The sequence below is a fragment of the Lentzea sp. HUAS TT2 genome, from assembly GCF_051853195.1.
GTDB lineage: Bacteria > Actinomycetota > Actinomycetes > Mycobacteriales > Pseudonocardiaceae > Lentzea.
Genome location: NZ_CP196667.1, coordinates 9,216,954 through 9,235,568 on the forward strand (window position 1 = coordinate 9,216,954; position 18,615 = coordinate 9,235,568).

15 protein-coding genes are annotated in these 18,615 nt (G+C 69.8%); 10 read left to right on the forward strand and 5 right to left on the reverse strand.

The features are described 5' to 3' along the window. Positions 1-2 precede the first annotated feature (2 nt). The 5 genes from ACSHWB_RS43505 to ACSHWB_RS43525 are packed head-to-tail and all read left to right on the forward strand — an operon-like array spanning position 3 to position 5,447. A complete protein-coding gene (locus tag ACSHWB_RS43505; RefSeq protein WP_439659180.1) occupies positions 3-3,332 on the forward strand; it encodes a CARDB domain-containing protein in 3,330 nt (1,109 codons plus the stop codon). A gap of 60 nt (positions 3,333-3,392) precedes the next feature. Continuing rightward, on the forward strand, positions 3,393-4,244 hold the full coding sequence (locus tag ACSHWB_RS43510; RefSeq protein ID WP_439659181.1) for a universal stress protein: 852 nt from the start codon (positions 3,393-3,395) through the stop codon (positions 4,242-4,244). 6 nt (positions 4,245-4,250) lie between these two features. Then, the gene (locus ACSHWB_RS43515) at positions 4,251-4,667 is read left to right on the forward strand and encodes a hypothetical protein (protein WP_439659182.1); all 417 of its coding nucleotides are present in this window, start codon (positions 4,251-4,253) and stop codon (positions 4,665-4,667) included. Positions 4,668-4,719: 52 nt separating this feature from the next. Beyond that, entirely contained in the window at positions 4,720-5,202 is a 483-nt protein-coding gene (locus ACSHWB_RS43520; protein ID WP_439659183.1) for a hypothetical protein, read from the forward strand. Further along, positions 5,202-5,447, forward strand: a complete 246-nt coding sequence (locus ACSHWB_RS43525) for a hypothetical protein (RefSeq protein ID WP_439659184.1) — start codon at positions 5,202-5,204, stop codon at positions 5,445-5,447. Before ACSHWB_RS43520 ends, ACSHWB_RS43525 begins: the two co-directional genes overlap by 1 nt. 171 nt (positions 5,448-5,618) lie before the next feature. On the opposite strand, the gene ACSHWB_RS43530 is transcribed toward ACSHWB_RS43525, so the two are convergent. After that, a complete protein-coding gene (locus ACSHWB_RS43530; RefSeq protein WP_439659185.1) occupies positions 5,619-6,554 on the reverse strand; it encodes an alpha/beta hydrolase in 936 nt (311 codons plus the stop codon). 61 nt (positions 6,555-6,615) lie between these two features. Then, complete coding sequence (locus ACSHWB_RS43535; protein WP_439659186.1) at positions 6,616-7,191, reverse strand: TetR/AcrR family transcriptional regulator; 576 nt, start codon at positions 7,189-7,191, stop codon at positions 6,616-6,618. Positions 7,192-7,282: 91 nt separating this feature from the next. Here ACSHWB_RS43535 and ACSHWB_RS43540 point away from each other — a divergent pair, with 91 nt between their 5' ends. After that, positions 7,283-8,332: a saccharopine dehydrogenase NADP-binding domain-containing protein gene (locus ACSHWB_RS43540; RefSeq protein WP_439659187.1), complete on the forward strand. Its 1,050-nt coding sequence runs from the start codon at positions 7,283-7,285 to the stop codon at positions 8,330-8,332. Here ACSHWB_RS43540 and ACSHWB_RS43545 read toward each other — a convergent pair. Both ACSHWB_RS43545 and ACSHWB_RS43550 read right to left on the reverse strand, forming a co-directional pair. Further along, a complete protein-coding gene (locus ACSHWB_RS43545) occupies positions 8,325-10,325 on the reverse strand; it encodes a neutral/alkaline ceramidase (RefSeq protein ID WP_439659188.1) in 2,001 nt (666 codons plus the stop codon). The genes ACSHWB_RS43540 and ACSHWB_RS43545 overlap by 8 nt on opposite strands. Positions 10,326-10,350: 25 nt before the next feature. Then, positions 10,351-11,211 carry an EamA family transporter gene (locus ACSHWB_RS43550; protein WP_439659189.1) on the reverse strand — a complete coding sequence of 287 codons (861 nt, stop codon included), beginning with the start codon at positions 11,209-11,211 and terminating at the stop codon, positions 10,351-10,353. Between the two features lie 69 nt (positions 11,212-11,280). Here ACSHWB_RS43550 and ACSHWB_RS43555 point away from each other — a divergent pair, with 69 nt between their 5' ends. Both ACSHWB_RS43555 and ACSHWB_RS43560 read left to right on the forward strand, forming a co-directional pair. Then, the gene (locus ACSHWB_RS43555; protein WP_439659190.1) at positions 11,281-12,132 is read left to right on the forward strand and encodes a LysR family transcriptional regulator; all 852 of its coding nucleotides are present in this window, start codon (positions 11,281-11,283) and stop codon (positions 12,130-12,132) included. An 80-nt stretch (positions 12,133-12,212) separates the two neighbouring features. Continuing rightward, complete coding sequence (locus tag ACSHWB_RS43560) at positions 12,213-13,814, forward strand: long-chain fatty acid--CoA ligase (protein WP_439659191.1); 1,602 nt, start codon at positions 12,213-12,215, stop codon at positions 13,812-13,814. Here ACSHWB_RS43560 and ACSHWB_RS43565 read toward each other — a convergent pair. Continuing rightward, positions 13,807-15,474 (reverse strand): helix-turn-helix domain-containing protein, encoded by a 1,668-nt coding sequence (locus ACSHWB_RS43565; protein WP_439659192.1) that lies wholly within the window; start codon positions 15,472-15,474, stop codon positions 13,807-13,809. The two genes, ACSHWB_RS43560 and ACSHWB_RS43565, sit on opposite strands and share 8 nt — an antisense overlap. A 144-nt stretch (positions 15,475-15,618) precedes the next feature. Between ACSHWB_RS43565 and ACSHWB_RS43570 the strand changes: the two genes are divergently transcribed. Continuing rightward, positions 15,619-16,983 carry an MFS transporter gene (locus ACSHWB_RS43570; protein WP_439659193.1) on the forward strand — a complete coding sequence of 455 codons (1,365 nt, stop codon included), beginning with the start codon at positions 15,619-15,621 and terminating at the stop codon, positions 16,981-16,983. A gap of 12 nt (positions 16,984-16,995) precedes the next feature. Further along, positions 16,996-18,612, forward strand: coding sequence for a tannase/feruloyl esterase family alpha/beta hydrolase (locus ACSHWB_RS43575; protein WP_439659194.1), 1,617 nt, complete (start codon positions 16,996-16,998; stop codon positions 18,610-18,612). Positions 18,613-18,615 lie beyond the last annotated feature (3 nt).

The following is an 18,615-nucleotide window of genomic DNA, read 5'->3' on the forward strand; positions in this document are numbered from 1 at the left end:
CAATGAAAAACACGCTATTGAGGCGTGCGGTGAGTGCTGCCCTGGTCAGCGCCCTCGCACTGTTCGGATTGACACCCACGGCAGGAGCAGCGGTCGTCAGGCTGTCCGCGAACCTGACCGCGTCCAGCAGCAACGGCCCGTACGGCCCGGGGAACGCCGGTGACGGCAACCAGGGCAGCTACTGGGAGAGCACGAACAGCTCGTTCCCGCAGTGGCTCCAGGCCGACCTGGGCGCCGCGAAGAGCGTCAGCAAGGTCGTGCTGCGTCTGCCGTCCACCTGGGAGCAGCGCTCGCAAACGCTTGCCGTGCAAGGGAGTTCGAACGGCTCGCAGTTCAGCGACATCGTCGGCTCCGGCGCGCGGTTGTTCGCGCCGGGCTCGAACAACACGGTGACGCTGGACTTCGCGGCGACCAGCACGCGGTACGTCCGCGTCACGGTCACCGCGAACACCGGCTGGCCCGCCGCGCAGCTCAGCGAGTTCGAGGTGCACGGCGAGTCCGGGCCGGTCGACCCGCCGCCCGTCGGCGACGACCTCGCGGCCGGCAAGCCGGTCGAGGAGTCCGGGCACGTGCACAACTTCGTGCCGGGCAACGCCGTCGACGGCAACACCGGCACGTACTGGGAGTCCAACGGCTTCCCCGGTCACCTGACCGCGAAGCTGGGCTCGAACGCGGACGTCACGTCGGTCGTCGTCAAGCTCAACCCCGGCGGCGACTGGGGTGCCCGCACGCAGAACTTCGAGGTGCTCGGCCGTGAGGCGAGCGCTTCCGCGTTCGGGACCCTGAAGGCGCGCGCCGACTACCGGTTCGACCCGGCCACCGGCAACACCGTCACGATCCCGGTCTCCGGCCGCGCGTCGGACGTGCGGCTGCACTTCTACTCGAACACCGGCGCGCCCGGCGGCCAGGTCGCCGAGTTCCAGGTGTTCGGCGCGTCCGCACCGGCTCCCGACCTGACCGTCACGAACCTGACGTGGACCCCGGCGAGCCCCAGCGAGGCTGACGCGATCAGGCTCACCGCCACCGTGCGCAACGGCGGCACCGTGGCGTCCGGCGCGACGACGCTGAACGTCACGCTCGGCGGCACCGTCGCCGGCAGCGCCTCGGTGGGCGCGCTCGCCCCTGGAGCCACGGCCACCGTCAACGTCGACGCCGGCCGTCGGGGTGCCGGGTCCTACGCGGCCGCGGCCACGGTGGACCCGGCCAACCAGATCGCGGAGACCAACGAGGGCAACAACACCTTCACCTCCGGCTCTCCCCTGGTCGTCGGCCAGGCACCGGGACCGGACCTGCAGATCACCGGCGTCACGCCGAACCCGTCGTCCCCGGCTGCGGGCCAGCAGGTGACGTTCGCCGTGCAGGTCAACAACCGCGGCACGTCGGCAGCGGGCGCCTCGGTGACCCGTGTGTCCGTCGGCGGCAGCACTTTGAACGCCAACACCGGCGCGATCAACGCCGGTCAGACCGTGACCGTCAACGTCGGCTCCTGGACCGCCACCAACGGCGGTGCCACGGCCACGGCGACCGCGGACGCGACCAACGTGGTCGCGGAGACCAACGAGACCAACAACACCGCGACCCAGTCCATTGTGGTCGGACGCGGCGCCTCGGTGCCGTTCACCTCGTACGAAGCCGAGGCGGGCCGCTACCAGGGCACGCTGGTGCAGGCCGACGCGGAGCGCACGTTCGGGCACACCAACTTCGGCTCCGAGTCCTCGGGCCGCAAGTCGGTGCGGCTGGACGCGCAAGGCCAGTTCGTGGAGGTCACGTCGACGGTCAGCACGAACTCGATCGTCGTGCGCAACTCGATCCCGGACGCGGCCGCCGGCGGTGGCCAGGAGGCGACGATCAGCCTGTACGCGAACGACCAGTTCGTGCAGAAGCTGACGTTGTCGTCGCGCCACAGCTGGCTCTACGGCACGACGGACGACCCCGAGGGCCTCACGAACCGTCCCGGCGGCGACGCCCGCAGGCTGTTCGACGAGACCTCGCAGCTGCTCGCCAGCTCCTACCCGGCGGGCACGAAGTTCAAGCTGCAGCGCGACTCCGGTGACAACGCCCAGTTCTACTACATCGACCTGATCGACCTGGAGCAGGTCGCCCCGGCCGCTTCGAAGCCGTCCGAGTGCGTGTCGATCACGCAGTACGGCGCCACCGCGAACGACCAGACGGACGACACGGACGCCTTGCAGCGCGCCGTGACGGCCGACCAGAACGGGGAGATCCCCTGTGTCTGGATCCCGGAGGGCAGGTTCCGCCAGGAGAAGAAGATCCTCACCGTGTTCAACAGCGGCGGGGACAACCAGGTCGGCATCCGCAACGTCACGATCCGCGGCGCCGGCATGTGGCACTCGCAGCTGTTCTCACTGATCCAGCCGCAGGACGCCGACACGATCAACCACCCGCACGAGGGCAACTTCGGCTTCGACATCGACGACAACACCCAGATCTCCGACATCGCGATCTTCGGTTCCGGCCGGATCCGCGGCGGTGACGGCGGCGCCGAGGGTGGCGTCGGCCTCAACGGCCGGTTCGGCAAGAACACCAAGGTCACCAACGTGTGGATCGAGCACGCCAACGTGGGTGTCTGGGTCGGCCGCGACTACACCAACCTGCCGGACCGCTGGAACCCCGGTGACGGCCTGCAGTTCACCGGCATGCGCATCCGCGACACCTACGCCGACGGCATCAACTTCACCAACGGCACGCGCAACTCCACGGTGTTCAACTCGTCGTTCCGCACCACGGGCGACGACGCGCTGGCGGTGTGGGCGTCGAAGTACGTGAAGGACCAGAACGTCGACGTCGGCAGCGGCAACGCGTTCCTCAACAACACGATCGCACTCCCGTGGCGTGCCAACGGAATCGCGATCTACGGTGGTTCGAACAACCGCGCGGAGAACAACATCATCTCCGACACGGCGAACTACCCGGGCATCATGCTGGCGACCGACCACGACCCGCTGCCGTTCGGCGGCACGACGTTGCTCGCCAACAACGCCCTGTACCGCACGGGTGGCGCGTTCTGGGGTGAGGCGCAGGAGTTCGGCGCCATCACGCTGTTCTCCCAGAACCTGCCGATCCCCGGCGTCGTCATCCGCGACACCGAGATCCTGGACTCCACCTACGACGGGATCCAGTTCAAGGGCGGTGGCAGCGGCATGCCGGACGTGCAGATCACCAACGTCCGCATCGACAAGTCGAACAACGGTTCCGGCATCCTCGCGATGGCCCAGGCCCGAGGTTCGGCGAAGCTGACGAACGTGACGATCACCAACTCGCGGGACGGCAACATCACCATCGAGCCGGGTTCGCAGTTCGTCATCAACTAGGTCTGGATCACCTTTAGAACCACCTCCGATCGGGTATGCCCCGGTCGGAGGTGGTTCTTCATGTCCACGGTCGTTGTGGGGTTCGACGGTTCCGACCTGGCCAGGCGCGCGGTGCTCTTCGGCGCCGAGGAGGCTTCCCGTTGTGGCGCTGACCTTCAGGTCATCCACGCGGTGCGCGCTCCCCTGCCCGAGCCCGTCTTCACGCCGATGTCCATCCCGGTGCCGGAGTTCGTCACCGAGGAGACGATGGCCCACGCGGCCCAGGACCACCTCGCCGAGCTCGCGGCCGAGATCAAGGAGGGCTGGCCGGACCTCCAGGTCGCCACCCACGTGCGGATGGGCCGCCCGGTCGACGTCCTCGCCGCCGAGCCAGGCGACCTGCTCGTGCTCGGCTCGTCGGGCCGCACCGGCATCGCGGAGATGTTCCTGGGCTCCACCGCCGTCGAGCTCGTGTCGACCGCCGGCCGTCCCGTGATCGTGACCCGCACCGGCCCCGTCGAAGGCCGCGTGGTCGTCGGCGTCGACGGCTCCGAGACCTCCACGGACGCGATCGCGTTCGCCTTCGAGTACGCCGCGCGCCACGGCCGTGAGCTGCTCGCCATCTACGCGTGGAACGACGTCGGCTGGGCCGAGCTGCCCGAGCAGGACTTCGACCACGTCCGCGCCGACCTCTCCAAGCTGCTGGACGAACAGCTGGCCCCGCACGCCGCAAAGCACCCCGAGGTGCACGTGGCGCAGGAGGTCGCGTTCGACGCCCCCGCCCGCGCGCTGCTGACCGCTGCCGACGGCGCGGCCCTGATCGCGGTCGGCAGTCACGGCCGCGGTGCGGTGACGCGTGCAATTCTCGGTTCGGTGAGCCACGCTGTGCTCCACCACGCGCCGTGCCCGGTGGCCGTGGTCCATCGGAGGTGACGCGCGATGCGCGGATTAGCGGTCGTGTTGCTTTGCACGGTGCTCGCGTCGTGCGGCCAGGTGCCGCCGGCACAGGTTCCCGGGGCGAGCACTTCCGCCTCCACTTCGGTTCCTGACACGACCACGCCGAGCCTCCCCGCGCCACTGCCCCCGTCGTCGGCTCCGCTGCCGCCCACCCTGCCCACCCCGTCGCGCGCCCTCGATCCGGACGTGAAGACGGTGCGGGGCACGGTGTCGGGTGGCGTGGAGGCGGGTTGCACGATTCTCACCGCACCCGGCGAGCAGTACCTGCTGCTCGGGGCCGACCCCGCGATCGCGGTGGCCGGTGCCGTGGTGGAGGTGACCGGGAAGGCCGATCCCGGTGCGATGACCACGTGTCAGCAGGGGACGCCGTTCCACGTGAGCAGCACCAAGCGGGGCTGACGCCACCCGTTCGGGTCAAGATGTGCTGGGCCGCCCGGCGGATGATGGGCCGGTGGAGAGCGGTGAGCCGGACAGACGGCTTGAGCTGGTGTTCTCGGAGTCGCTGCGGGCCCTGAGCTACCAGCAGGGCGCGCTCGACAACCTCCGCTCGCGGGTCACGCTGCTGACCGCGGGCGCCGCTCTCGTCAGCTCCTCGTTCGTCGGCACCGCGTTGCAGAGCCCGCGCTGGGGAGCGGCCACGGTCGTCGCGATCGTGGCGATGACCGGCGTTCTCGCGCTGGCCCTGGTGATCTGCGCACCGGTCTGGCGGTGGACGTTCCTGTCCAGCGCGTCGCGGCTGCTGGGCGCGGTCGACCTCGGCCACGACCTCGACTCGATGCGCCGGCACCTCGCGGCCGACTTCGAGAAGTGGCTGGACGCCAACGAGAAGAAGCTCCGCAAGCTGCAGTGGTGCTTCGTGGCCGGCCTCGTGCTCCTGCTCGTCGAGGTGTCGGCCTGGTGTGTGCAGCTCGCCCAGCTGAAGGGGTGGCCGTGATGGCCGAGAGACCCGATGAGACCGGTGGTTCCGCCGAGATCGGCCCGGCGCCGTGGCCGGTGGTGGACCGAAGCATGATCAATCACAACACCCCCGAGTCGACCGGCCAGTTCCCGGCCCCCTGGGGCAGCGCGCCGTACGCGGGCGAACAGCCCGGCGTGCGCTGGTCCCGGATCCTGCTCGTGCTGGCCGGGCTGCTGCTGCTCATCGCGGCAGTGGCGGCGCTGGTGGTCCTCATCCTCTGACGCCGTTCGGCCCCGCTCCCGATGGGAACGGGGCCACAACTCCGCTGCCAAGTCGCGCCTCGTGCTTGCCTCACGCGGGGCGCTTTCGTACTGCATGTCAGTACGAAAGCGCCCCGCGTGAGGTCAGGACCGGGTGAGGAGGGCCGGTGGTTCGCCAGCGGATCTCTGGCACTAGTTCTTCAGCGCCTCGCGCAGGAACGCGATGGCCTGGTTGATCGCGCCCTCGGCCGCGTGCGTGCCACGCAACGCGTTCAGCATCACGAAGTCGTGGATCGCGCCCGCGTACCGGACGGCGGTGACGGGCACGCCGGCCTCGCGCAGCTTGTCGGCGTAGGCCTCGCCCTCGTCGCGCAGGACGTCGGCCTCCGCGGTGATCACGAGTGCCTGGGGCAGGCCCGCGAGCTGCTCCTTGGTGGCGCGCAACGGGGATGCGGTGATCTCGGCGCGCTCCAGCGGGTTCGTCGTGTACTGGTCCCAGAACCACTGCATGCCGTCGCGGCGCAGGAAGTAGCCCTCGGCGAACTGCAGGTAGGAGTCGGTGTCGAACGACGCGTCGGTCACCGGGTAGAAGAGCACCTGGGCCTTCAGCGCGATGTCGCCGCGTTCCTTGGCCTGCAACGTCAGCGCGGCCGCCATGTTGCCGCCGACCGAGTCACCGGCCACCGCGACGCGGGCCACGTCGAGGCCGTGCGCGGCACCGTCGGACTGGATCCACTGCGCGGTGGCGTAGTTCTGGTCGATCGCGACCGGGTAGCGGGCCTCGGGCGAGAGCGAGTACTCGGGGAAGACGACGGCCGCACCGGCACCGACGGCCAGTTCGCGGACGAGGCGGTCGTGGGTGTGGGCGTTGCCGAACACCCAGCCGGCGCCGTGGATGTAGAGGATCACGGGGAGCTGGCCGGTGGCACCGGCAGGCTTGATCACGCGGACCTTGAAGCCGTCGAGCTCCACCCACTGCTCGTCCACCGCGGGCTTCTCCACCGGACCCGACTGCACCTCGTCGACGGCCTTGCGGCCTTCCTCGGGGGCGATCTCGAACAGGAACGGCGGCTGGGCGGTGGCGGCGGCGAACTCGGCGGCGGCGGGCTCGAGGACTGGGCGCTTCATGGCTGCTCCTTCGGGTCGGATGCCATAAAGCTAGTGCGCGATTAAATCGTGCACAACGTAATCACGGCCTCAGCGGAGACGGGAATAGTTCCGCCGTCGAGCGAACCGAGCCGACGACCGCGTCGAAGGAGGACTCGAAGCCCTCCCCCGTGTCGATCCAGCGCTCCAGGGCTTCCTGGAAGCAGATCGCGACGAGCCGCGCCACGAGCCGCGCCTCGTCCATCGACGCCCCGCGTTTCGCCAGCGCATCAGAGAGGGCGGTCGTGATCGCCGCGGCCTTGGTGCGTTCACGCTCCTGCAGTTCGGGACTCGACGCGATCACCGCGCGACGCTCGGCGGTGCGGTCCACGCGTTCCACGAGCAGGGCGCCGACGCGGCGGGCGGCGTCGAGCGCGATGGCCGGCGGGGACTGTTCCGCCGACGCGAGCACCGCCTCGGCGATCGCGGGAGGCAGGTGTTCCGAACCGGCGAAGAGCACCTCGCGCTTGTCCGGGAAGTAGCGGAAGTACGAGCGGCGCGTGATGCCCGCGCGCTCGGCGATCTGCGTGACGGTCACGTCGTCGTACCCATGCTCGGCGAACAGGTCCAGCGCCGCATGCCTGAGACGATCTTCGGTTCCGGGATCCCACCTGGCCACGACCCCACTCTAGCAAGTGATGTCTCAGTGTGTCGTCGCCGTGCTAGCCTCAGTGATGACACACTGAGACATCACTGGGCAGGGAGTCGTCATGAGCATCTGGGTTCTGGGCGCCACGGGACGCGTCGGCCGCGCGGTCGTCCCCGTCCTGCTCGAACGGGGCGAGAGCGTGGTCCTGGTGGGCAGGGAGAGCGCACGACTGCGCGAGATGGCGGCGAGCACCGGCGCACGGGTCGTCGTCGCCGACACGGTGGAACGCATCGCGGCGGCGATCAGGGAAGAACGGCCGGCCGTCGTCATCAACACCATCGGTGGCTACGCCGAGTCCGCGACCACCCTCGCCCGCGCCTGCCTGCCGGGCGGGCACTACCTCGACCAGGCGGCCGACCTGACCGCCGTCCCCCGGCTGCTGGCCCTGCACGACGAGGCCGCGGCGGCGGGCAGCACGCTCGTCACCGGGGCGGGTTTCGGTGTGCTGGCAACGGAAGCGGTCGTGGCGGCGCTGTGCGAAGGCCGGCCGGTCCCTGCGGAGGTGCGGGTCGACGCGGTCGCCTCGGTGGCCGTGGAGGACGGTCTGCTGGGCGCCGCGCTGGCGGCCTCGATCATCGACATCCTGGTCACCGGCGGACGCCGCTACCGCGCGGGCGGCCTGACGAAGTCGCGCATCGGCGCTGAGGCCAGGCTCCTGCAGCTGCCCGACGGCGAGCAGGCCACGGTCTCCGAGGCACCCTCCGCCGAACTGCTGGCCGCTCAACGAACGAGCGGCGCGCCGGACGTCTTCGCCGCCACCGCGATGATGCCCGCCTCGACCGCGGCCCGCGCCGTGCTGCCGTTCGCGGGACGGCTGCTCAGGCTGGAACCGTTGCGCCGCTTCGCGATTCGTCAACTGGCCGGCGTCACGGGCAAGGCAGCGCCGAGGCCCCGGAAGCACTCCTGGGGCCACGCGGTGGTCACCTGGCCGGACGGCACGACCCGCGAGGGATGGCTGCGCACCGGTGAGGCCATGGACTTCACGGCGGCCGTGGCCGCGGAGGTCGCGGCACGGCTCGCCAGGGGCGAAGGCAAACCCGGCGCGTACACGCCCGCGGCCGCCTTCGGCCCCGATCTCGCCACCACGGCGGGTGGCGAGATCATCAGCTGACGGTGAAGCCCGCCGTGGCGCCGGTGAACGGGCTGATCTTGCCGGTCCAGCCGGACTTCTCGTCGCCGTGGTGCACGATCCGGTAGGTGCCGGCGGGGGTGTCCGCCGGGATCTGCCAGGTGATCGTGGCGTTGGAGTTGGCGACGCCGACCCGTTCCCACTTGTAGCGCGTCGACCAGTCGCCGTCGTCGGCCACGCGCACCCAGGCACCGTTCACCTGCCGCTGCACCTCGAGGAAGGTTCCGTTGCGGTGCAGGTTGTTCTTCGGGTGCCCGGTGACGAACACGGACGTCACGGTCTCACCGCGGCCATAGGAGGCCTTGGGCGCGACCAGGACATCGCCGTACTTCTTGTCCAACGGCTTGTCGTCGAGCACGACACCGGTCTGCAGGTTGATGTCGGTGAACGGCGGCTTGCCGGGGATCGCTCCGGCGGGCAGCGCGGTACCGGCCTTCATCGACGCGGCGAGCTTGCCGAACTCCTGCTGGTAGGCCGGGGTCGTGTTGCGGCCGAACAGGGTGGAGCCGCCCTCGTACTGCTGCGAGTCGTACTCCTCCGGCGTGGTGACGTACTGGCTGTAGTCGTTGGCGTAGCCCTGGATCAGCACGTTCTGCACGGGCACCGAGAGCTCGGCGGCCACGGCCTTGCGGATGCGCAGACCCGCGGTGATCGTGACCTCACCGGGCACGGCGACGAGGTGCAGCTGTCCGATCCGGACGATCTGCAGCGGCACGATGTTCGGCGTCGCGCCGATCAGACCCGTTGGCACCAGAGAGGCCTTGGGGAACTGGCAGTCCCGCAGCCACTGCGGGACCTCCATGTTCAGCGGCTCGAACAGCTTCTTCCACGGCGACTGCATGCCCTCGGAGAAACCGGGGATCGCCGGGCCGTCCTCGATGCTGCCCGCGATCGTCGACGCGCCGACGACGCCCGAGCAGGTGCTACCCGGCTGGCCGTTGGACGTGTAGCGGCCCTCGACCTGCACGGCCGACATGTCCACGAACCGCATCCGCGAGTCGACACCGCCGGAGAGCGCGGCCTGCGGGCCGTTGTAGATCTCCTGCGCCTTGCGGTTCTGGCGCTCGCCGATGATCCGGGCGTTCTCCCACTCGTTCTCGGTGGGGCCAGAGCCGGGCTTCAGGTTGAGGTTCGGCGACATGTCGCCGGCGTTGGTGTTCGGGAACGCCGCCACGAAGCCCGCGGTGTTGTCCAGGTACCGCACGCCCTCGTCGTCGTGCTCCCACTGGTAGGCCGCGTACCCCTTGTTGTCCGGGCTGATCAGCGTGTTGGCGTTGGTGATCGACGTGTTGTGCGTGGCGAACCAGCTGATCGCGCCGACGTTCTCGCCGCCCTGCCTGAACTTCAGCACGGTCATCTGCGGGTCGATGCCGGCTGGGAAGGCGGCCTTGTCGGGGTTGCGGTCGAACGCGACGCGCGAGCGGTTGACCGACGCGTTCGTGAGCTCGCCGATGCCGAGGCTGATCGAACCGGGCTTGACGTCCTCGTGCGCCTCGACGACCGACTCGGTGATGCCGTCGACCACGGCCGCGAGCGCCTGCGGCTGCATGCCGAGGATCGACAGGTTGTAGGCGAGGTTGTGCGACTGGCCGCCGGGGCCGCTGTGCGTGTGCGTGGCGGAGAGCAGCAGGTTCTCGCGGGTGTAGGTGGTGCCGTACTTGGCCTGGAGCTTGGTCAGCACGCCCTCCTGGACCGCGCGGAAGATCATCGCGAGGTCGGCGTTGACGTACGCGACGCGCTTGTTCGTGGCGCGGTCGACCACGACGTAGGCCCGCGACCGCAGCCGCTGGTGGATGCCCGTCGTCTTCTGGTCGAACTTCGAGTAGCCCATCATGCCGTTCTCGGCGGCCGGGCCGGTGACGTCGGAGATGCCGCGGCCCACCAGGTACGGCTCGGGTTCCGCCCACGCGAACGGGCCGCTGACCAGCGCCGCACCGACGAGTGCGGCGACCACCGTCAAGACTTTCGTCCGCATGAACACCCCGCTAAGTGAATTGGATTCACATTTCGGGGTTGACGGTAGATGATCCAGACCACTTCGAGCAAGTCACGGCGAGTGCATTGGCGGTGACGACGAGCAAGATTCCAGCCCAATGGTGGAGTTCGAGCGCCTCCCCCAGCACCACGAGACCCGCCAGCGCCGCCAGCACCGGATGCACGCTCATCGCCAGTCCGAACAGGCGCGCGGGCACCTTCCGCAGCGCGATCACGTCGACCGCGTAGGGCACGACGCTGCAGAACACGCCCGCACCGACCGCGTACAGGATCGACATCCCGGTCAGCTTCCCGTGCAGCACCAGCAGCACCGCGACCGGGACGTAGAGCGTCGCGGACATCGCGGTCGCGACAGCGGGCGCCTGCAGACCGGGCAGCCGGGCCCCGACCAGGCGGTTGAGCAGGATGTACGCGGCCCAGCAGCCCGCCGCGAGCAGGCCGAGCCCGACCCCTAGGTAGTCGCTGCTGGGACCGGGCAGCACCAGCACGTACACACCCACGGCCGCGATCAGCACGAACAGGAAGTCCCGGCGGGTGCGCGACCCCGCCAGCGCGATGGCGAGCGGCCCGAGCACCTCCAGCGTGACGGCGAGGCCGAGACCGATCCGGTCGATCGCCATGTAGAGGCTGAGGTTCATCGTGGCGAACACCAGGCCGAGCGCGATCGTCGGCCACCACTGCGCCCAGGTGAATCTTCGCAGGTTCGGCCGGGCCATCGGGAGCAGCACCGCGGCGGCCACGAACTGACGCACCGCAACGACACCGGCCGGCCCGATGGCGGCGAACGCGTGGGCGCCCACGGCGGCGCCGATCTGGTTGCTGGCCGCGCTCGCGGTCATCGTCGCGAATCCACCGATGCTCTTCATACCGCCCAGCCTGCGGTCCCGGCTTTGACACGGGAAATGCATTGGCCGCGTCACCTATACGCTGAACGCATGGATCTGCGTCATCTGCGGGCGTTCGTGGCGGTGGTCGACGCCGGCACGTTCACCGACGCGGCAAGGGAACTCGACCTGACGCAGGCGTCGGTGTCCCGTTCGGTCGCCGCACTGGAGGCATCACTCGGCGTGCGGCTGCTGCAACGGTCCACCCGGCACGTGGCGCTCACCCCCGTGGGCACGCAGGTGCTCGACGGGGCGCGCAGGGTGCTGGACGAGGTCGCGCACCTGCACCGGATCGCGTCGCAGTCGCTGACCGAGCTGCGCATCGGTTACGCCTGGGCCGCGCTGGGCAAGCACACCCGGCGCGTGCAGAAGTCCTGGGCCTCAAGACATCCCGGACTGCCGCTGGTGTTCGTCCAGTCGAACTCGCTGACCGCGGGACTCGCCGAGGGCATGGCCGAGGTCGCCGTTCTGCGCAAGGCCCTCGACGACCCGCGGTTCGAGACGGCGTTGCTCGGCACCGAACGGCGCTACGGTGTGGTCGCGACGGACAACCCGCTGGCGCGCAAGCGTTCGCTGAAGCTCGCCGACCTCGCCCGGTACTCGCTGGCCGTGGACGACCGGACCGGAACGACCACATTGGACCTCTGGCAACCGGGCAAGGCACCCGCCGTCGTGCGCAACACCCACAGCGTCGACGAGTGGCTGACGCTGATCGCCGCCGGGCAGGCCGTGGGCATGACGTCGGAGGCCACCGCGAGCCTGAACCCGCGCCCCGGCGTCGCCTACCGGGCCGTGGTGGACGCGCCGCCGATCGCGGTGTGGCTCGCGTGGTGGAAGGACCAGCCGCCGCAGCACCTCACCGACCTGGTCGCGCTGGCGTGCGAGGCCTACCGCGCGGTGTGAGGAATCGCTGCCAGACCAGGGGAATGAGTGGAAGTTTCTGCCCTCTTGCCCGTCCGGGAGCTCACTTAGGGTGATCTTTCATGGACGGGCTGATGCAACCCAGGGCGCTCACCCTCGCGCACGTTCTGGAGCGAGCCGAGCGGCTGTACGCGCACAAGCAGGTCGTGAGCGGCCTGGAACGGGTCACGTACGCCGAGGTGGCCGAGCAGACCCGGCGCCTCGCGACCGCACTCGGCTCGCTCGGCGTCCCGGCCGGAGCCCGCGTCGCCACGTTCGCGACCAACACGCGGAGGCACCTGGAGCTGTACCTCGCGGTGCCGATCACCAAGCGGGTGCTGCACTCCCTCAACATCCGGCTCTCGGCGGAGCACCTCGAGTACATCGTCAACCACGCCGAGGACGACGTGGTGTTCGTCGATCGCGCTCTGCTCCCCCGAATATGGCCCAGTGCCGGCCGAATGCGGACGGTCCGGCACTGGGTCGTCCTGCCCGACGACAGCGACGTGGAAATCCCCGACGATCCCCGCGTCCTCCACTACGACGAACTGGTCGGCGCGGCGGAGCCGTTCATGGGCTCGTTCGAGGACTCGTTCACGCTCGCGGACGAGAACCTGGCCTCGGGGCTCTGCTACACGTCCGGCACGACCGGACCGCCCAAGGGCGTGCTCTACAGCCACCGGTCGACGATCCTGCACTGCCTCGGCACGCTCGCGGCCGGATTCATCGGCCTCAGCGAGAGCGACGTCGTGATGCCGATCGTGCCCATGTTCCACGCCAACGCCTGGGGTCTCCCCTACGGCGCGATGATGACGGGCGCCTCGCTGGTCCTGCCCGGCCCGTCCTCGGAGCCTGCCCACCTGCTGAAGCTGATGGAGACCGAACGGGTCACCGTCGCCGGCGCCGTGCCGACGGTGTGGACGAGCCTGGCTCCCGAACTGCGGTCCTACGACCTGGGTGCGACGCGGTTCCTGCTCGGCGGCGGCTCGGTGATCGCCCCGGCGCTGTCCGAGACCTACCGGTCCGCACTCGGTGTGCCCATCACGCATTCCTGGGGCATGACGGAGATCAGTCCGGTCGGGACGATCGGCGGCACCCGCACGCAGCACCGGGGCAGGAGCTCGGACGAACGGACCGCGGTGCGAGCGGCCCAGGGCCAGCCGCTGCCGCTGGTGAACCTGCGGATCGCCGACGTCGCGACGGGTGAGGAACTGCCGCGCGACGGCAAGGCCATCGGCGAACTGCAGGTGGCGGGCCCGTGGGTGGCGGGCGGCTACTTCCAGGTGGACGCACCGGACAGCTTCACGGGCGACGGCTGGCTGCGGACCGGCGACCTCGCCACCATCGACCCCGACGGGTACGTGCGGCTCGTGGACCGGATCAAGGATCTGATCAAGTCCGGTGGCGAGTGGATCTCGTCCGTCGAACTGGAGAGCGCCCTCACCTCTCATCCCGACGTGGTCGAGGTCGCCGTGATCGCGCGCCCGGACCCGAAGTGGGGTGAACGCCCGGTCGCCTACGTCGTCCTGCGCGACGGCAGCGCCACCACCGGCGATGAACTGTTGCAGCACATCACGCCGACGGTCGCGAAGTGGTGGCTGCCCGACGAGGTGATCTTCCGGACCGTGCTGCCCAAGACGGGCACCGGCAAGCTGTCGAAGAGTGCCCTGCGCGCCACTACGTGAGGTCCCGCAACCGGTGCAGCTGAAGGCCTAGCTGCAGCTCCAGGTCGTTCTCGGTGCGCCAGTCGGCACCGAGGACGTCGCCGACCCGGTCCAGACGCTTCAGGAGCGTGTTGACGTGCACGTGCAACGCGCGCGCGGTCGCCGCCACGTTCGCACGGTGGTCGTAGTAGGCGCCAAGGGTTCCGACGAGATCGGTGCCGCGGCGTGCGTCGTACTCGACGAGCGGGCCCACGGACTCGGTGAGGAAGCGGTCGAGCTCGCCGGCCCGCTCCACGTCGAAGATCAACGCGTACAGGGAGTACTTGCCGGTCGTGGCGCCGCGATCGGTGTGCCCCAGCGCCCGCATGACCGCGCCGCACCGGCCGGCCAGGGTGAACGCGCGCGACCAGTCGTGGCCGACCGCCCGCTCCCCCACGACGACCACGGGAACGCCCGACGCGCGCCGCAACCGGCGGTGGACCTCCTCGACGGTGCGGTCGTCGTCCGAGCTGGGCACGATCATCGTGGCCCGGCCGAGGTGTTCGCCCGCCAGCCCTGAGCGGTCCCTCGCGATGTCGTGCAGGTGGCGCACGAGGTCGGTGGAGGACGCCGGCGAGTCCGCGACGAGCACCAGGTTCAGCCGGTCTGCGTCGATGTGTCGGGCCTGGACGCGCGAGCGCTGGGAAGGGCTGATCCCGGGGCCGCCGACCATCAGCTCGGTCAGCAGCTCGCCGCTGAGCCGTTCGCTCGCGTCGGCGACGGCGCGTTCCTTGAGGATCAGCAGGCCGAGGATGTGCGTGGCCCGTTCGAGGGTGCGCAGGTCCATGTCGTCCGAGACACCGCGCTCCGGCACCGCCGCGCGGCTCCACGACAACGCGCCGAGGTAGCTGTCGCCCGCCCTGATCGGGGCCACGCTGTGCGCGACCCCCTCGGCGTCGACCGAGGTCGTGACCCGGCCGGAGTGGTGCCCGGCGGCCCGGTCGAGCACGACCACGCTGCCGCCGAGCTGACCGGCGAGGAGCTGCGCGACGTCGTCCGGGCTGCCGCCCTCCAGCACCACGCCCGTCAGGGTCTCGTGGATCGCCTGCGCCCGTTCGACGACGACCATGTGCTCTTGCAGGTCCTGCAACGCTTTCCGGCTCTTCTCGTAGAGGCGGGCGTTGTCCAGGGCCACTGCCGCGTGGTCGGCGAACGCGCTCAGCAACGCGATCTCGCCCGCGTGGAACGACCGCTCGGAGCGGTACGCGGCGAACAGCGCGCCCACCACCTCGTCGCGGATCACCAGCGGCACACCGAGCAGCGCGACCAGGTCCTCGGTACCGACCAGCTGGTCGAAGCCCGCGTCGTGGTCGATGTGGGTCGAGCCGGCGTAGTTGCGCACCCACTGCGGGCGCCGGGTGGCCAGCACCTTGCCGCCGAGGCCGACGCCGGCCGGGATGGTGGCGCTCAGGAACGCGGCGGAGATCGTTCCCTCCGCCGCCTTGGCCGACAGTCTGCCGTCCGCGACCAGCGAGAGGTAGGTGAAGTCCGTGCCCATCAGGTCGTGGGCGTGCCGGACGATCGACTGCAGCACGGCGTCGAGTTCGCCGAGGGCCGTGAGCGACTTGGCCGTCGCGTACAACGACGCCAGTTCGCGCTGACGGCGCACGAGTTCGTGCGACTCACTCGGGTCGATGGTCACGACGCCATTGTTGCTCAGACGCCGGTAGTGGAAAGACCCACCGAATCAACGTGAGGGGTGTGTGATCCAGACCTCAGCCGCGGGGTGCCGCCGCCCTAGCATTGGCCGTCATCACCTGCCGGTTCATCGACGAAGGCGGCATGTATGGCAACCCCTCTGGCCCAGCCCGAAGAGCAGTCCGAGACCCGGCGCCGAGGCTTCCGCAAGCTGCTGACCGCGGGGCTGATCGGCAGTTCGATCGAGTGGTACGACTTCTTCCTGTACGGCACCGCGGCCGCCCTGGTGTTCCCCAAGGTGTTCTTCCCGCAGTCCTCGGCGCTGACCGGGACGCTGCTCGCGTTCAGCACGTTCTGGGCGGGTTTCGTGGCGCGCCCGATCGGCGGCGTGCTCGCCGGGCACTTCGGGGACAAGTACGGGCGCAAGCCGGTCGTCGTGGCCTGCCTGGCGCTCATGGGCGGGGCGACGTTCCTGATCGGGTGCCTGCCCAGCGCGTCGGCGGTGGGGGCGTTGGCCCCGATCCTGTTGGTGACACTGCGCTTCCTTCAAGGGCTCGCGGCAGGCGGCCAGTGGGGCGGCATCATGCTGCTGCTCACTGAGTCGGCGAGCCCGAAACGGCGCGGGTTCGCTGGAACCTTCGGGCAGACCAGCGTTCCCGTCGCCGTGATCGTCTCGAACCTGATCTTCGTGGCGGCCAGCGGCCTGATGCCGAACGACGCGTTCCTCAGCTGGGGCTGGCGGATCCCGTTCCTGTTCAGCATCGTGATGTTCGCGGTGGTCCTCTACATCCAGTCCAAAGTGGAGGACACGCCCGAGTTCCGCCAGCTGCAGAACGAGGTGGCGCGACCGGAACGCGCCGTGGTCAGGGCGCCGCTCGCGCAGGTCATCAGGAGCAGGTGGAAGACGATCCTGCTCGCGTGCGGCATCCTCTCGGCCACCAACAGCCTCTTCTACGTCAGCATCGCCGGACTGCTGAACTACGGCACCACGTCCCTCAAGCTCGACCGCAACTCGTTGCTGACGGTCGTGCTGCTCAGTTCCGTGGCGATGCTCGCGGTGCTGCCCTGGGCCGGGCACGTCTCCGACCGGATAGGGCGCCGCCCGTTGATCCTCATCGGCGGCCTCGGGGTCGCGTTGTGGGGCTTCCCGTACTTCGGGCTCGTCAACACCGCGTCGCTGCCGCTGATCTTCGTCGCCGTGGTGGTCGGGTTCGTCTTCCAGAGCCTCACGTACGGCCCGATCGCGAGCTTCCTCGGCGAGCTGTTCGCGCCCAACGTCCGCTACTCCGGCGCGTCGCTGTCGTACCAGCTGTCCGCGATCATCATCAGCGGTGGCACGCCGTTCCTCATGACCGCGCTCATCGCCCAGACCGGCAGCACGATCCCGGTCGCCGCGTACATCACGCTCATGGGGCTGATCACGTTCGTCAGCGCGTGGTTCCTCCCCGAGACGAACCCCGCCGAGGTCCGCGAGGACCCGCTGGCCGTTCCCGGCACGCACCTCTACCACTGAAGGAGACCGGGCGTGAAGCCTCTTGCCGTGCTTTCGACCGTGCTCCTGTTGCCAGGCATGACGTTTCTCGGTGCTGTGCCGGCCAGCGCGACGACGTCGTGCGCGGACCTGAACCAGGTCAGGATCCCCGCCTCGGTCATCAGCCTGCCGACCACCGGCGGCCGCGTCACCGCGGCCGCCGTCACGTCCAGTGTCGTGAGTGGACAGACGGTCGAGTACTGCCAGGTCGACGCGGACCTGTACCCCGTCGACCGGTCCGCGCCCGCCATCAAGATGCGCGTCGCACTGCCGCACGGCTGGAACGGCAAGGCGTTGATGTTCGGTGGTGGTGGCTACAACGGCACGATTCCCGCTCTGACGGGGAATGTGCCGTTCGCTGCCGCCGACGCGCCGGCACCGTTGGCGCGGCGGTACGCGACGTTCGCGAGCGACTCCGGCCACCAGCAGGGAGCGGGGTCGGTGCCCTCGCTGGACGGGTCGTTCGGCGTGAACGACGAGGCGGTGCGGAACTTCGCCGCCGGTGACGCGCTGAAGAAGACGCACGACGCGAGCCTGTTCCTGATCCGGCGCGCCTTCGGGAAGAACCCCGCCCGGACGTTCTTCGCGGGCGGCTCGACGGGTGGCAGGGAGGCGCTCGTCGTCGCCCAGCGCTGGCCGCGGGCGTTCGACGGCGTGATCTCGGGCTTTCCCGCGTGGAACAACCTCGCCGAGGGCCTGTACCTGGGACATCTGACGCAGGTCCTGTCCCGGCCCGGCGCGTTCCCCGGTCCCGCGAAGCAGACCCTGTTGTACGACAGCGTGATCGCCGCGTGCGACGGCCAGGACGGTGTGCTGGACCGGGTCGTGTCGAACCAGCGCTGTCAGTTCGACCCCCGTGTCCTGCGCTGCCCGGACGGCGCCGACACCGGGCCGACCTGCCTGTCCGATCCGCAGATCGGGGCCGTGACCGCGATGTCCACGGCGTTCCGGTGGCCGTACCGGGTCGCCAGCGGGGAGACCCAGTACCCCGGATTCCCGTTCCTCTCGGGCGCGGACATGCGGACGCCGTTCCTCGGGTTCGGCACGACCGCGCCGGCGAACCCCATGCCGGTCACCAGCGGCTACGGCATGCAGTACTGGGACCAGTGGGTGAAGTACTTCCTGACCCGCGACCCCGGCTTCAACTCCCTCGACCTCGATCCCTCGCGGCCGGGGAAGTGGCTCGGCCGCATCAGCGAGCTCTCCGAGATCCAGGACCGCAACAACGTGGACCTGCGCCCGTTCGCACGCTCCGGCGGCAAGCTGCTCCTGCTGCACGGTTCCGCGGACGAGCTGGTGTCGCACCGCTCGACGAACGACTACTACGAGCGCGTGCGCGACCTGCTCGGGCCCAAGACCACGGACGAGTTCCTGCGCTACTACCTCGTGCAGGGCGCGAACCACGCGAACTTCGGCACACCGGCGTTCGTCGCCGGGTGGGACTCGCTGACCGCACTCGAACACTGGGTCGCAAGTGGACAGTCGCCGAGGCACCCCGTCGTGACCGACATGGCCCACAACCGCACCCGTCCGCTCTGCGAGTACCCGGCCTGGCCCCGGTACCGCGCAGGAGATCCGAACAGCGCGTCGAGCTTCACCTGCGCCCGGTGACCG

Bases quoted from the DNA above. Each gene is read 5' to 3' on its own strand.
- ACSHWB_RS43505 (WP_439659180.1), top strand. From the start codon at position 3: ATGAAAAACACGCTATTGAGGCGTGCGGTGAGTGCTGCCCTGGTCAGC.
- ACSHWB_RS43510 (WP_439659181.1), top strand. From the start codon at position 3,393: ATGTCCACGGTCGTTGTGGGGTTCGACGGTTCCGACCTGGCCAGGCGC.
- ACSHWB_RS43515 (WP_439659182.1), top strand. From the start codon at position 4,251: ATGCGCGGATTAGCGGTCGTGTTGCTTTGCACGGTGCTCGCGTCGTGC.
- ACSHWB_RS43525 (WP_439659184.1), top strand. From the start codon at position 5,202: ATGGCCGAGAGACCCGATGAGACCGGTGGTTCCGCCGAGATCGGCCCG.
- ACSHWB_RS43530 (WP_439659185.1), bottom strand. From the start codon at position 6,554: ATGAAGCGCCCAGTCCTCGAGCCCGCCGCCGCCGAGTTCGCCGCCGCC.
- ACSHWB_RS43540 (WP_439659187.1), top strand. From the start codon at position 7,283: ATGAGCATCTGGGTTCTGGGCGCCACGGGACGCGTCGGCCGCGCGGTC.
- ACSHWB_RS43545 (WP_439659188.1), bottom strand. From the start codon at position 10,325: ATGCGGACGAAAGTCTTGACGGTGGTCGCCGCACTCGTCGGTGCGGCG.
- ACSHWB_RS43550 (WP_439659189.1), bottom strand. From the start codon at position 11,211: ATGAAGAGCATCGGTGGATTCGCGACGATGACCGCGAGCGCGGCCAGC.
- ACSHWB_RS43555 (WP_439659190.1), top strand. From the start codon at position 11,281: ATGGATCTGCGTCATCTGCGGGCGTTCGTGGCGGTGGTCGACGCCGGC.
- ACSHWB_RS43560 (WP_439659191.1), top strand. From the start codon at position 12,213: ATGGACGGGCTGATGCAACCCAGGGCGCTCACCCTCGCGCACGTTCTG.
- ACSHWB_RS43570 (WP_439659193.1), top strand. From the start codon at position 15,619: ATGGCAACCCCTCTGGCCCAGCCCGAAGAGCAGTCCGAGACCCGGCGC.